The sequence below is a fragment of the Escherichia sp. R1 genome, from assembly GCF_003000935.1.
GTDB lineage: Bacteria > Pseudomonadota > Gammaproteobacteria > Enterobacterales > Enterobacteriaceae > Escherichia > Escherichia coli.
The window spans coordinates 12,921-27,649 of record NZ_PSRU01000019.1 but is presented as its reverse complement, the minus strand read 5'-3'; the positions used below and the strand labels follow the sequence as shown (position 1 = coordinate 27,649).

Annotated in this window: 11 protein-coding genes; 6 read left to right on the top strand and 5 right to left on the bottom strand. The window is 46.6% G+C overall.

Going from position 1 to position 14,729, the window contains the following annotated elements:
• The first annotated feature begins 466 nt into the window (after positions 1-466).
• Complete coding sequence (gene fdeC / locus C4F37_RS20750; RefSeq protein WP_001773851.1) at positions 467-4,717, top strand: inverse autotransporter adhesin FdeC; 4,251 nt, start codon at positions 467-469, stop codon at positions 4,715-4,717.
• 124 nt (positions 4,718-4,841) lie between these two features.
• Here fdeC and C4F37_RS20740 read toward each other — a convergent pair whose 3' ends face one another.
• Positions 4,842-5,699, bottom strand: coding sequence for a helix-turn-helix domain-containing protein (locus C4F37_RS20740; protein ID WP_000620995.1), 858 nt, complete (start codon positions 5,697-5,699; stop codon positions 4,842-4,844).
• Positions 5,700-5,946: 247 nt separating this feature from the next.
• Here C4F37_RS20740 and C4F37_RS20735 point away from each other — a divergent pair, with 247 nt between their 5' ends.
• Positions 5,947-6,816: an aldo/keto reductase gene (locus C4F37_RS20735; protein ID WP_001538339.1), complete on the top strand. Its 870-nt coding sequence runs from the start codon at positions 5,947-5,949 to the stop codon at positions 6,814-6,816.
• 159 nt (positions 6,817-6,975) lie between these two features.
• Here the strand turns inward: C4F37_RS20735 and rclC are convergent, their stop codons facing one another.
• From rclC to rclA, 3 genes are all read right to left on the bottom strand, one after another.
• Positions 6,976-7,569 carry a reactive chlorine species resistance protein RclC gene (gene rclC / locus C4F37_RS20730; RefSeq protein WP_001298546.1) on the bottom strand — a complete coding sequence of 198 codons (594 nt, stop codon included), beginning with the start codon at positions 7,567-7,569 and terminating at the stop codon, positions 6,976-6,978.
• 11 nt (positions 7,570-7,580) lie between these two features.
• Positions 7,581-7,817, bottom strand: a complete 237-nt coding sequence (gene rclB / locus C4F37_RS20725; RefSeq protein WP_000474088.1) for a reactive chlorine resistance periplasmic protein RclB — start codon at positions 7,815-7,817, stop codon at positions 7,581-7,583.
• 108 nt (positions 7,818-7,925) lie between these two features.
• Positions 7,926-9,251: a reactive chlorine resistance oxidoreductase RclA gene (gene rclA / locus C4F37_RS20720; RefSeq protein WP_001046332.1), complete on the bottom strand. Its 1,326-nt coding sequence runs from the start codon at positions 9,249-9,251 to the stop codon at positions 7,926-7,928.
• 226 nt (positions 9,252-9,477) lie between these two features.
• On the opposite strand from rclA, the gene rclR reads away from it, so the two are divergent.
• From rclR to C4F37_RS20700, 4 genes are all read left to right on the top strand, one after another.
• Entirely contained in the window at positions 9,478-10,332 is an 855-nt protein-coding gene (gene rclR / locus C4F37_RS20715) for a reactive chlorine-specific transcriptional regulator RclR (protein ID WP_001295801.1), read from the top strand.
• Positions 10,333-10,845: 513 nt separating this feature from the next.
• Entirely contained in the window at positions 10,846-11,565 is a 720-nt protein-coding gene (locus C4F37_RS20710; protein ID WP_001102130.1) for a (Fe-S)-binding protein, read from the top strand.
• A 10-nt stretch (positions 11,566-11,575) separates the two neighbouring features.
• Positions 11,576-13,003 carry a LutB/LldF family L-lactate oxidation iron-sulfur protein gene (locus C4F37_RS20705; RefSeq protein WP_000023919.1) on the top strand — a complete coding sequence of 476 codons (1,428 nt, stop codon included), beginning with the start codon at positions 11,576-11,578 and terminating at the stop codon, positions 13,001-13,003.
• Positions 12,996-13,691 (top strand): LutC/YkgG family protein, encoded by a 696-nt coding sequence (locus C4F37_RS20700; RefSeq protein ID WP_000370406.1) that lies wholly within the window; start codon positions 12,996-12,998, stop codon positions 13,689-13,691. The genes C4F37_RS20705 and C4F37_RS20700 overlap by 8 nt, the downstream gene beginning before the upstream one ends.
• Before the next feature lie 242 nt (positions 13,692-13,933).
• Here C4F37_RS20700 and ykgH read toward each other — a convergent pair whose 3' ends face one another.
• The gene (ykgH, locus tag C4F37_RS20685) at positions 13,934-14,602 is read right to left on the bottom strand and encodes a protein YkgH (RefSeq protein WP_001005272.1); all 669 of its coding nucleotides are present in this window, start codon (positions 14,600-14,602) and stop codon (positions 13,934-13,936) included.
• Between the last annotated feature and the right edge of the window lie 127 nt (positions 14,603-14,729).

Sequence of the window (14,729 nt, the reverse complement as noted above, 5' to 3'; positions counted from 1 at the left end):
ATCTGTTTGAGGGTTGAGATTAGTCGTGCAAGTTCGATATCCCCGGAATTTACAGTCCGATGAATAAAAATGAATGTCCATAAAAAATATATTGGTTTATCCCGGCGTATATACTTACTTCGACGTACTCCCAATAGCAGTTAATTAAAGACGGGTCATTATTATTCACTCTGAATAATGAATTATTCACTGCCCGCAGAGTAAGAAATATAACTTAAGTATCTATTTAATGACTTGCACAAAAAGCTAAATTTTTACCCATAAATAAAAATATAATCCCGCGCCCAACCACCTGATGAGTGGCTACAGACACTGGATATATTAGGTGGCGGTGTACTTTCTTACATAAAGGTATTTCCTTTTCTGTGGAAAAGGAAACCGGGAAATCCCCGGTTTTTCTGACAAGCAGACGCCATTATTTGTGTCTGCCTATGTTCGTTAATTCGTTCATCAGGAAATTATCTCAATGTCACGTTATAAAACAGACAATAAACAGCCACGATTTCGTTATTCAGTTCTGGCCCGCTGCGTGGCGTGGGCAAATATCTCTGTTCAGGTTCTTTTTCCACTCGCTGTCACCTTTACGCCAGTAATGGCAGCACGTGCGCAGCATGCGGTTCAGCCACGGTTGAGCATGGAAAATACTACGGTAACTGCTGATAATAACGTGGAGAAAAATGTCGCGTCGCTTGCCGCTAATGCCGGGACATTTTTAAGCAGTCAGCCAGATAGCGATGCGACACGTAACTTTATTACCGGAATGGCCACCGCTAAAGCTAACCAGGAAATTCAGGAGTGGCTCGGGAAATACGGTACTGCGCGCGTCAAACTGAATGTCGATAAAAATTTCTCGCTGAAGGACTCTTCGCTGGAAATGCTTTATCCGATTTATGATACACCGACAAATATGTTGTTCACTCAGGGGGCAATACATCGTACCGACGATCGTACTCAGTCAAATATTGGTTTTGGCTGGCGTCATTTTTCAGAAAATGACTGGATGGCGGGGGTGAATACTTTTATCGATCATGATTTATCCCGTAGTCATACCCGCATTGGTGTTGGTGCGGAATACTGGCGTGATTATTTGAAACTGAGCGCCAATGGTTATATCCGGGCTTCTGGCTGGAAAACATCGCCGGATGTTGAGGATTATCAGGAACGCCCGGCGAATGGCTGGGATATTCGTGCTGAGGGCTATTTACCTGCCTGGCCGCAGCTTGGCGCAAGCCTGATGTATGAACAGTATTATGGCGATGAAGTCGGGCTGTTTGGTAAAGATAAACGCCAGAAAGATCCACATGCGATTACCGCTGAAGTGAATTACACGCCAGTGCCTCTTCTGACCCTGAGTGCCGGGCATAAGCAGGGCAAGAGTGGTGAGAATGACACTCGCTTTGGCCTGGAAGTTAATTATCGGATTGGCGAACCTCTGGAAAAACAACTCGATACAGACAGCATTCGCGAGCGTCGAATGCTGGCAGGCAGCCGCTATGACCTGGTTGAGCGTAATAACAATATCGTTCTTGAGTATCGCAAATCTGAAGTGATCCGTATTGCTCTGCCTGAGCGTATTGAAGGCAAGGGCGGCCAGACGGTTTCCCTGGGGCTTGTGGTCAGCAAAGCAACTCACGGTCTGAAAAATGTGCAATGGGAAGCGCCGTCTTTGCTGGCCGCAGGCGGAAAAATTACGGGGCAGGGCAATCAGTGGCAAGTGACGCTCCCGGCTTATCAGGCAGGCAAAGACAATTATTATGCGATTTCAGCGATTGCCTACGATAACAAAGGCAATGCCTCGAAACGTGTGCAGACAGAAGTGGTTATTAGCGGAGCTGGTATGAGCGCCGATCGTACGGCGTTAACGCTTGACGGTCAGAGCCGTATTCAAATGCTTGCTAACGGTAATGAGCAAAAGCCGCTGGTGCTGTCTCTGCGCGACGCCGAGGGCCAGCCAGTCACGGGCATGAAAGATCAGATCAAGACTGAACTAACCTTCAAACCGGCTGGAAATATTGTGACTCGTACCCTGAAGGCCACTAAATCACAGGCAAAGCCAACACTGGGTGAGTTCACCGAAACTGAAGCAGGGGTGTATCAGTCTGTCTTTACTACCGGAACGCAGTCAGGTGAGGCAACGATTACTGTTAGCGTTGATGACATGAGCAAAACTGTCACTGCAGAACTGCGGGCCACGATGATGGATGTGGCAAACTCCACCCTGAGCGCTAACGAGCCGTCAGGTGATGTGGTTGCTGATGGTCAGCAAGCCTACACGCTGACACTGACAGCGGTGGACTCCGAGGGTAATCCGGTGACGGGAGAAGCCAGCCGCCTGCGACTTGTTCCGCAAGACACTAATGGTGTAACCGTTGGTGCCATTTCGGAAATAAAACCAGGGGGTTACAGCGCCACGGTTTCTTCGACCCGTGCCGGAAACGTTGTTGTGCGTGCCTTCAGCGAGCAGTATCAGCTGGGCACATTACAACAAACGCTGAAGTTTGTTGCCGGGCCGCTTGATGCAGCACATTCGTCCATCACACTGAATCCTGATAAACCGGTGGTTGGCGGTACAGTTACGGCAATCTGGACGGCAAAAGATGCTAATGACAACCCTGTGACCAGCCTCAATCCGGATGCACCGTCATTATCGGGCGCAGCTGCTGCTGGTTCTACGGCATCAGGCTGGACGGATAATGGCGACGGGACCTGGACTGCGCAGATTTCTCTCGGCACTACTGCGGGTGAATTAGACGTTATGCCGAAGCTCAATGGGCAGGACGCGGCAGCAAATGCGGCAAAAGTAACCGTGGTGGCTGATGCATTATCTTCAAACCAGTCGAAAGTCTCTGTCGCAGAAGATCACGTAAAAGCCGGTGAAAGCACAACCGTAACGCTGGTGGCGAAAGATGCGCATGGCAACGCTATCAGTGGTCTTTCGTTGTCGGCAAGTTTGACGGGGACCGCCTCTGAAGGGGCGACCGTTTCCAGTTGGACCGAAAAAGGTGACGGTTCCTATGTTGCTACGTTAACTACAGGCGGAAAGACGGGCGAGCTTCGTGTCATGCCGCTCTTCAACGGCCAGCCTGCAGCCACCGAAGCCGCGCAGCTGACTGTTATTGCCGGAGAGATGTCATCAGCGAACTCTACGCTTGTTGCGGACAATAAAACTCCAACGGTTAAAACGACGACGGAACTCACCTTCACCGTGAAGGATGCGTACGGGAATCCGGTCACCGGGCTGAAGCCAGATGCACCAGTGTTTAGTGGTGCCGCCAGCACGGGGAGTGAGCGTCCTTCAGCAGGAAACTGGACAGAGAAAGGTAATGGGGTCTACGTGTCGACCTTAACGCTGGGATCTGCCGCGGGTCAGTTGTCTGTGATGCCGCGAGTGAACGGCCAAAATGCCGTTGCTCAGCCACTGGTGCTGAATGTTGCAGGTGACGCATCTAAGGCTGAGATTCGTGATATGACAGTGAAGGTTAATAACCAACTGGCTAATGGACAGTCTGCTAACCAGATAACCCTGACCGTCGTGGACAGCTATGGTAACCCGTTGCAGGGGCAAGAAGTTACGCTGACTTTACCGCAGGGTGTGACCAGCAAGACGGGGAATACAGTAACAACCAATGCGGCAGGGAAAGTGGACATTGAGCTTATGTCAACGGTTGCAGGGGAACTTGAGATCGAGGCCTCGGTGAAAAACTCTCAGAAGACGGTCAAGGTGAAATTCAAGGCGGATTTCAGTACCGGTCAGGCGAGCCTGGAGGTAGACGCCGCTGCTCAAAAAGTGGCAAACGGCAAAGATGCCTTTACGCTGACGGCAACGGTTAAGGATCAATACGGCAACCTTCTTCCTGGCGCTGTGGTCGTCTTTAATCTGCCTCGGGGCGTCAAACCGCTTGCAGACGGTAATATCATGGTGAACGCCGACAAGGAGGGTAAAGCGGAACTGAAAGTGGTTTCCGTGACTGCAGGAACCTATGAGATCACGGCGTCAGCAGGAAATGACCAGCCTTCGAATGCGCAGTCTGTAACGTTTGTGGCCGATAACACTACGGCGACCATCTCCAGTATTGAGGTGATTGGCAACCGTGCAGTGGCGGACGGCAAAACCAAACAGACGTATAAAGTTACGGTGACTGATGCCAATAACAACCTGCTGAAAGATAGCGAAGTGACGCTGACTGCCAGCCCGGAAAATTTAGTTCTGACTCCCAATGGGACGGCGACAACGAATGAGCAAGGGCAGGCTATTTTCACCGCCACGACCACTGTCGCAGCGACATATACACTCACGGCGAAAGTGGAACAGGCCGACGGTCAGGAATCGACGAAAACTGCCGAATCTAAATTCGTCGCGGATGATAAAAACGCGGTGCTCGCTGCATCTCCAGAGCGTGTAGATTCTTTGGTGGCGGACGGGAAGACTACTGCAACACTGACGGTTACTCTGATGTCGGGTGTCAACCCCGTAGGAGGAACCATGTGGGTCGACATTGAGGCTCCGGAAGGGGTGACAGAGGCGGATTATCAGTTCCTGCCGTCGAAAAATGACCATTTCGCGAGCGGGAAAATCACGCGTACATTTAGTACCAACAAGCCAGGTACATACACATTCACATTCAACTCTTTGACATATGGAGGGTATGAAATGAAACCAGTGACTGTGACAATTAACGCCGTTCCTGCAGATACTGAAGGCGCTGAGGAGAAATAAAAACGACGATGTAATAAATAATAATGGCGTTGACATGCGCAGCGCCATTATTTACTGAATACCTACCCTGGCACCGATTAGACGGTGGCAGGGTAGGGTAAATCTTATGTGATGGAGTTACAGGCTAAACCGGGCGAACGGGGATAAAAATTTCGCAAACAATGTTATTGCTATCAATTTCGACGAAGTTTTCATTGTAATAAAATCGCTCAATATCACTGCCGTTCACTCTGGCTAACCCCCTGGCAGGTAATTCCATCAGATAGAGGTTTCGCGCCCATTCAGGGTAGTGCTCCCACTCACCTTCATAGCGGAAAGAGGCATACAGTCCTCGGTTAATTGTCCACTCTTTCGGCATCTCTGAATCGGTTTGTTTGCATACCGTACCGGCAAAAGTTTCAACTGTGAGCAAATCGACCGATTTTGTTGATGGTTCGAACGTGGAGACGAAATAGATATCCGTCTTAAAATTCTTCATACATCTGACTAAATGATGACGTCGCAGTTTGACTTCTTCATCCGGTAATTTATTCGACACTTCAATATCATATTTAAATGAATTGCCAAAAATAGGTGTCTCAGGAAAGTTGACTAATCTACACTCCGTCTTTTGCTGTTGACGTATTAAAAAAGAAGGGAAGATATTTGCGAGATCCCAATAATCACGGTGGCGGTATTCACGGGGAGAGCAGCCGAATAACTTTTTAAATTCGCGGCTGAATGACTGCTGTGAATCAAAATGCAAAGAGAGTGCAATATCAAGCATAGATTTCGCGGAGAGCCGGACAAGAATGGCGGCACGACAAAGCCTTCGTTTGCGAATGTATTCTCCCAAAGGCACATGCATGAAATTTCGGAACAGAAGCTGGATGTTGCGTCTGCTGTAGCCAGATTTCTGTGCGATATCTTCGATTGAAATAGGGTGCTCAAGATTGCACTCAATCCACTCCAGGAGCTGCTGTAGAATCTTCTGCCTGATCATCACATACTCCGTTAATTCTTTGTCATATCGCACATTTTCGTTATGTCCTGGGCCCTAAGTGTATCAAAAACAGCAAGTCCCAAGGCAAAAGCACTGATAGCGTCTGCTTCATTGCCCCAAAAATAGAGAGGTTTCAGTCCTACATTATTAATGAATTTTTTGCATAAGTGATATCAAAATCCACATACTAATTTGAGGTTACGTTTTAACGTAGACTCATTGTTCATACCTAATGGAGGGACTGACAGTGGAATTTTCCGTATTAAGTAACAATCTGAAAATGCCGATGATGGGATTTGGTTTTTTTCAGGTTACCGATAAAGACGTGTGCAAACAGTCAGTGTTGAATGCTATCCGCACGGGTTATCGACTCATCGACACTGCAGCGGTATACGGTAATGAAGATGCCGTCGGTGAAGCCGTTCGTGAAGCCATATCTGAAGGTTTATGTACCCGAGAAGAGTTATTTATAACGTCTAAATTGTGGGTGCAGGATATGTTGAATCAGGATATTGCAGCAGCAGGTATTGAAGCATCATTAAAAAAATCGGGGCTAGAATACTTCGATCTCTATTTATTGCACCAGGCCATGCGCGATTATTTTAGTGCGTGGCGTGCACTCGAAGATGCCTATGAAGAGGGCAAATTAAAAGCGATTGGGGTTTCCAATTTCTACCCTCATGTTCTGGCGAACTTTTGTGAAACGGTAAGAGTTAAACCGATGGTCAACCAGGTCGAGTTGCATCCCTATTTTGCCCAACCAGAGGCGCTGGCAACCATGAAGTATTATAACGTGCAGCCTGAAGCATGGGCTCCGTTAGGTGGTGGACGACATAAACCCTTTGAAAATAATCTGCTTCAGAGTATTGCAGATGCCCATCAAAAATCGATTTCTCAGGTCATTCTGCGTTGGAATATTCAACGGGGAGTGGTCGTTATTCCGAAATCGACACATCAACAGCGTATCGAAGAAAATTTTGCTATTTGGGATTTCTCACTGACAGAGAAAGAAATGGCGCAAATTAGTTCGCTTGATTTGGGTTATGTTGGGGAATCGGTAAAACATTTTAATCCTGAGTTTGTTCGTGGTTGTCTTGCTGTAAAAATACATGATTGATATTAATCACTTATTTTACCTGAGACGACAAGAATCTTTTAATAGGGGAGTGATATTGACCTTCACTCTGTCATATCTCCGGTAATATGGCGTCAGGCTTCATCATCAGAAAGGGAGCCTGACGCCTGAAAAAGTGAACAACAGACAGTGTTCGGATTATCAATATTCAGTTTTTAACGTTGAACTGGATTCATTACTGCGTTGTTTAAGAATATCCCGCGCCGAATCTGCCATTATCATGACAGCACCTGCCAGCATCAGAGTATCTTTCAATACCAGACGACCAGCACCGGATAAATAAGGGAAACCATGATGAGCGTCACCCAATGCGGGTACCCATGCCTCCGGGGTGGTGATTAAAAATGAGAGTGTTACCAGCGGCGTGGTAAATGCCATCAGCCCACCCAATAAACCTAACCAGCGATTGACAGGATTAGCCAAAACCAGCAGAGCAATAATCACCTCCACGACGCCAAGACCGTTGGAAAAACCATAGGTATTATTAGCCGTTTGCCATGCTCTTGCTTCTGGTTTGTATTCGCCTTCGTGAGTCAGATGCTGTTTATAGTCTTCCGGGTGTTCATAAAAGAACGACATTAGTGGACTGTTTGCGACGAATGGTGTAATGCTGTCTGCCTCGTAAGGGACAAACTTTAATAACCCAATCCACATAAAAACAATCGCAATACTCAGACGAATCAATGTCAGGCCAATTTTATCTCCCCGACTTAACAGGTGCAGGTATCTTTCCATTGTAAACATCCTTATTTATACAATACTGCTGTTGCGGTTGAATTATTATCAATTCGCATCGATGTAACTTTCCAGGATGAAGCATTATATTTTCTGGCCATATCAGCAATGGCATTCTCAAGAACTGTCGGTGATGCTGATACTGATGAGACGCTGATATGTTTCAGAATTATTTTATCATCTGCATTGGTGGAAAATGCCATAACGCCAGATAATAGTGTTGCAAATAAAACAGATTTTTTAAACATATAAAATACCATCAATGAAGTGATTAAGAAGTTATAAAGTAACAGGGAATTAATAAGATTCTTTTCTCTGAGACGCCAGAATATTTGTTCTGGCGTCTGATTTTGAGTTTATTTGACTAATGAAAATAGATCATTGAGTGATTCGCTCATCGACGGATGAGTAAATATCTGATCGCGTAATATGCTATAAGGCAGCCCGGCATCCATCACCATTTTCACTATATTGATCATCTCGTGGGAGTCAACACACAGCAGTGATGCCCCTAATATACGTTGGGTTTTATTATCAACAATCGCTTTTAATACCCCACGAGTATCATTCATCACTCTGGCACGCGGAATTGCAGCTACAGGCAATGTCACCACCTGAATATCAGCACCACTCTCTCTGGCCTGTTCTTCTGTCATACCAACCCTGGACAGTGGCGGTGTCATGAATACGGAATAAGGCACATTTTTCCGATCATCAGTACTACGTCTGCCTTCTCCCAGCAACTCATCACGCACAATGCGGTAATCATCCAGTGAAATATAAGTAAATTGCAGCCCGCCGGTAACATCTCCCATCGCCCAAATATTGTCTGCGGTGGTATGTAATTGCTTGTCAACGACAATTGCCCCGCGCTCGTTTACTGCGATACCTGCATTTTCTGGATGTAACGAAGCGGTAGCCGGTTGACGACCGGAAGCTATTAACAGTGCATCCACCGCCAGTTGGGCGTGCTCGCTATGCACTTGCACTTGATTTTCATGGTGACTGATTCGCTCCACATGGGCATTGAGGATTATATCGACACCCTGATCGCGTAAAATCGTCGCGATATTATCAGCAATATCCCGATCTTCCCGAGGCAAAAACAGCGAAGCTGCCTCTAAAATGGTTACTTTGCTGCCAAAATTAGCGAACATAGAGGCGAACTCAACGCCAATATATCCGCCGCCCAAAATACCTAAATGCCCAGGCAATTCTTTTAGATTAAGTAATCCGGTGCTGTCATATACACCAGGCGTGGTGGTAATTCCAGGAATTGGCGGAACCACGGCTTGTGCACCGGTATTAATAAAAATTTTCTCGCCATGAATCTCCAGATTTCTCCCAGGCCGATGAACACGCAGGCTATGATTATTGATAAACTCTGCCTGGCCGTCGATCACGTCGATATTGGGCATATCCGCAAGATTATGAAAATTCTTATTACGTAAAAAATTAACCACTTCATTTTTACGCTGTATGGCACGGACAAAATCTGTGTGCTGCTGTGCGTCATGAACCAATGTTTTGGTTGGGATACAGCCGATATTAATACAGGTCCCGCCATACATTGCATTTGATTGTTCGATGAGAGCCACACGCCAACCTGCTTTTGCCAGCGTGACGGCTAATGTTTTTCCAGCCTTGCCAAAACCAATAATAACTGCCTGATATTTATTCATGATGATTTCCTGTCGAAACGCGTTCATTTGACATCATGACTATAGACGCAAAAGAGCAAATAACATTTCTTCACAACGCTTGATATTTTGTCTTATCGTCTGGTATTTTCTTTTTCTTAATCAGAATCACAAAACAAAAATCATGATTAACTATTTGATGGTATTAGATTAATTATTGACTAAGATTGTTGGTGTTTGTAATCAAAAAACCACTCAGGAGTCTGATATGGATGCTCTTAGCCGTTTGTTGATGCTTAACGCTCCACAAGGAACGATCGATAAGAATTGCGTGTTAGGAAGTGACTGGCAACTTCCACATGGTGCCGGGGAATTGTCGGTTATTCGTTGGCATGCGTTAACGCAAGGAGCGGCGAAGCTGGAAATGCCGACGGGAGAGATTTTTACATTACGCCCGGGAAATGTGGTCCTGCTACCACAAAATTCAGCTCATCGCCTGAGTCATGTCGATAATGAATCGACCTGTATTGTCTGTGGCACTCTTCGGCTGCAACATTCGGCGCGTTATTTTTTAACGTCTTTGCCGGAAACGCTGTTTGTAGCACCAGTGAACCATAGCGTGGAATATAACTGGCTGAGGGAGGCGATCCCGTTTTTACAACAGGAATCCAGATCGGCAATGCCGGGAGTGGATGCTCTGTGTAGCCAGATCTGCGCTACATTCTTTACCCTCGCGGTGCGTGAGTGGATTGCACAGGTTAATACAGAGAAAAACATTCTCAGTTTGCTTCTGCATCCACGTCTTGGTGCGGTAATACAGCAAATGATGGAAATGCCTGGACACGCCTGGACCGTCGAATCGCTGGCCAGCATCGCCCACATGTCCCGGGCAAGTTTTGCCCAGCTTTTCCGTGATGTTTCCGGAACCACGCCGCTGGCTGTATTAACAAAGTTGCGTCTACAAATAGCGGCCCAGATGTTTTCCCGGGAAATGCTCCCTGTTGTGGTGATCGCTGAGTCAGTAGGCTATGCCAGCGAATCATCTTTTCACAAGGCGTTTGTCCGCGAGTTTGGTTGTACTCCGGGAGAATATCGGGAAAGGGTCAGACAGCTTGCACCCTGAATAAAACCGCCAGAAATCAGGGCAAAGATAATCCGCATTCCGGGAGTTGTGAGCCTTTCAACTATTTCTATTTCCAACGGTAGTTTTGGGCTTTATATATTTTTTTTGATGGACTCTAGCTCAGTTTTTAAATAAAAATGCAAACTAAATTGCTTCAATTAAATAAAATCCCGACTATTACTTGATACGTGATTATTGTCGGTGATTTTTTTGTGCACCATCAGTGTATATCTCAATAACCCCTGAATAGGTATAAAGGATGTAGCAATTTTTAAATAGATTTCTTATGCCAAAAATGATCGTCGATTTCCCTATAAAATGTGAGCGATGCCGAAAGAAATAAAATTAGTTATTGCATTTGAAGTTTAGATGAAAGATTATCATTTGTCATACAAATGAGGGGTGGTATGTTGCTAGCCAATTAAAAAAGAACGCCATATTTATTGATGATTGATCCCCCGGAAGGGGGGAACCATCGGGCATAAATGGGCATGAAGTAATGGAGTATTAGTTGTGAATGTCAATTTCTTTGTCACCTGTATTGGTGACGCCCTGAAATCAAGAATGGCACGAGACTCCGTGCTGCTACTGGAAAAACTCGGCTGTCGCGTAAATTTCCCGGAGAAACAGGGATGCTGCGGTCAGCCTGCGATCAATAGTGGTTATACCAAAGAAGCGATTCCAGGGATGAAAAATCTGATCGCCGCACTGGAGGATAACGACGATCCCATTATTTCACCGGCTGGCTCTTGCACCTATGCCGTAAAAAGTTACCCGACGTATCTGGCGGATGAACCTGAATGGGCATCACGTGCCGAAAAGGTTGCCGCGCGTATGCAGGATCTCACCTCTTTTATTGTTAATACATTAGGGGTAGTCGATGTAGGTGCCAGTTTGCAAGGGAGAGCGGTGTATCACCCATCTTGTAGCCTGGCCCGTAAGCTGGGGGTGAAGGACGAACCTCTTACGCTGCTGAAAAATGTGCGTGGACTGGAGCTGTTGACCTTTGCTGAACAGGATACCTGCTGCGGATTTGGCGGCACGTTCTCGGTCAAAATGGCCGAAATATCCGGCGAGATGGTGAAAGAAAAGGTTGCGCACCTGATGGAAGTCCGCCCTGAGTATTTAATTGGTGCTGACGTGAGTTGCCTGCTGAACATCAGTGGACGATTACAACGGGAAGGGCAGAAAGTCAAAGTGATGCATATTGCTGAAGTGCTGATGAGCCGCTGAGGATATAAAGATGTCGATCAAAACCAGTAATACAGATTTTAAGACACGCATCCGTCAGCAAATTGAAGATCCGATCATGCGTAAAGCGGTGGCAAACGCGCAGCAGCGTATTGGGGCAAATCGGCAAAAAATGGTCGATGAATTGGGGCACTGGGAGGAGTGGCGCGATCGGGCCGCCCAGATACGTGATCATGTTCTGAGTAATCTCGACGCTTATCTGTACCAGCTCTCAGAAAAAGTGACGCAAAACGGAGGTCACGTCTATTTTGCAAAAACCAAAGAAGACGCCACCCGCTACATTTTACAGGTTGCCCAACGCAAAAATGCCCGGAAGGTGGTGAAATCTAAATCGATGGTGACCGAAGAGATTGGTGTCAATCATGTGTTGCAGGATGCCGGGATTCAGGTGATTGAAACCGATCTGGGTGAATACATTCTCCAGCTGGATCAAGATCCGCCCTCTCATGTTGTGGTCCCGGCAATTCATAAAGATCGCCATCAGATCCGTCGAGTGCTACACGAACGTCTGGGCTATGAGGGGCCGGAAACGCCTGAAGCGATGACCTTATTCATTCGGCAAAAAATCCGCGAAGATTTCCTCAGTGCTGAAATAGGTATTACCGGCTGTAATTTCGCGGTGGCAGAGACCGGTTCGGTATGCCTGGTGACCAATGAAGGTAATGCGCGAATGTGTACCACGCTGCCTAAAACGCATATTGCAGTGATGGGAATGGAGCGTATTGCTCCCACGTTTGCAGAGGTAGATGTATTGATCACCATGCTGGCGCGCAGTGCCGTTGGTGCACGTTTGACGGGATACAACACCTGGCTGACAGGACCGCGCGAAGCGGGGCACGTTGATGGTCCTGAAGAGTTTCATCTGGTTATTGTCGATAACGGGCGTTCTGAGGTGCTGGCCTCTGAATTTCGGGATGTGCTGCGCTGTATTCGTTGCGGGGCTTGTATGAATACTTGTCCGGCATATCGCCATATTGGCGGTCATGGATATGGCTCTATTTATCCAGGGCCAATTGGTGCGGTGATTTCCCCGTTACTTGGCGGCTATAAAGATTTTAAAGATTTACCCTACGCCTGCTCTTTATGCACCGCTTGTGACAGCGTGTGTCCGGTGCGTATTCCGCTGTCAAAACTGATTTTGCGTCATCGTCGGGTGATGGCTGAAAAAGGGATCACCGCAAAAGCAGAGCAACGGGCGATAAAAATGTTCGCTTATGCCAATAGTCATCCAGGATTGTGGAAAGTTGGGATGATGGCTGGTGCTCATGCGGCAAGCTGGTTTATCAATGGCGGCAAAACACCACTCAAATTTGGCGCGATTAGCGACTGGATGGAAGCACGCGATCTTCCTGAAGCTGACGGAGAGAGTTTCCGTAGTTGGTTTAAGAAACATCAGGCGCAGGAGAAAAAGAATGGATAATCGGAGCGAATTTTTGAATAACGTTGCTCAGGCACTGGGGCGCCCGCTGCGACTTGAACCGCAAGCAGAAGATGCGCCGCTTAACAACTATGCTAACGAGCGGCTTACCCAACTTACCCAACAGCAGCGCTGTGACGCGTTTATCCAGTTTGCCAGCGATGTTATGTTGACGCGCTGTGAACTGACCAGCGAGGCGAAGGCGGCAGAAGCTGCAATACGTCTGTGTAAAGAGCTGGGAGATCAGTCGGTCGTGATTAGTGGTGACACGAGGCTGGAGGAATTGGGGATTAGCGAACGTTTGCAGCAGGAATGCAATGCCGTTGTTTGGGATCCGGCGAAAGGTATTGAGAACATATCACAAGCAGAGCAGGCTAAAGTGGGCGTCGTATATGCTGAATATGGTTTAACCGAATCGGGAGGCGTGGTTCTTTTTTCCGCCGCCGGGCGCGGGCGTTCATTGAGCCTGCTCCCGGAATCTTCTCTTTTTATCCTGCGTAAAAGCACAATCCTGCCGCGTGTAGCGCAACTCGCAGAAAAATTGCATCAGAAAGCGCAGGCCGGTGAACGAATGCCGTCATGTATTAACATCATCAGTGGTCCCAGTTCAACGGCGGACATTGAGCTTATCAAAGTCGTCGGGGTTCATGGTCCGGTGAAAGCGGTGTATCTGATTATTGAGGATTGCTGAGAGAGATATGTAGTCTGGACATAAACCTGAAGGCGGTATACGAGGTTGTGAATAGCGTTAAGGACAACCTGACTTAACCCCGTTCCGTCATGGTTATGCAGCTCTTCTGTAAATATCCTGACATTAATAATGCCAGGATATTTACAGTTAAAAAGACAGGAATCCATTCCTGAAGACGGGCTCCCTTCCCGGTCACTGTCACTATAGTTTTATACAGGCACTCTCTGTCAGAATGCTGTTTATTACTGCCCAGAGTTTTGTTGGTATTCATCTACCATTTTTTTGACAAGGCAAAACATCACAGAAATCACAATACTTAGAAAAAATCCCAGAGCCAGGCAAATGGCAGCAGGGTATTTATTTTTTATTTCTGGTGAGCTTATAGTGACACAGCCATCACCGTTCGGATACAGTGACCAGTTCCTGGTCAGGTATATCATTTTTGTATAAAGCTCACTGTTAATTGCTGAAGGCGTTTGTATCTCATCGAGAACTTGCCTGCCATTATGGTATTCTGACGCATACCATTTGATGATAGACGCCTGCACGCGAGATATTTCCGCTTCAGCAGTTGGTAAATCTCTCTTATTTCCTGACCATTCCAGCTTTATTTCTCTGTTCTTGACATCTGGGCTGGTCTGAAAAAATGTAGTAATTCGCTGAATAACATCTTCAGTCATTGTGGTCTGACAGGCAAAGTTATTATTGCTATCACAGCTAACAAGTATGCCTGGTGTTGTCTGGTTTATTTTTAGACTGTAAGTCACTTTTATATTATCTTTATTGATATACAGAAACAACAGCACCATTACCATACAGATAGCTATAATAAAAAGGATAACACGAATCTTTTTCTTCAGATAAAATAAAATCTCAATCAGATCGATATCCTGTTTGATTTGTTCATTCATAATATATCCAGAAAATGAAATCTGTCGCAGATAAGATTGTATTAATAGTCTGTATCAGGAATGTTCAGGGTAAATATCAGCAAAAAGCCAGCATCATGAATACTGGATATTTATAGCCTGCAGGCAG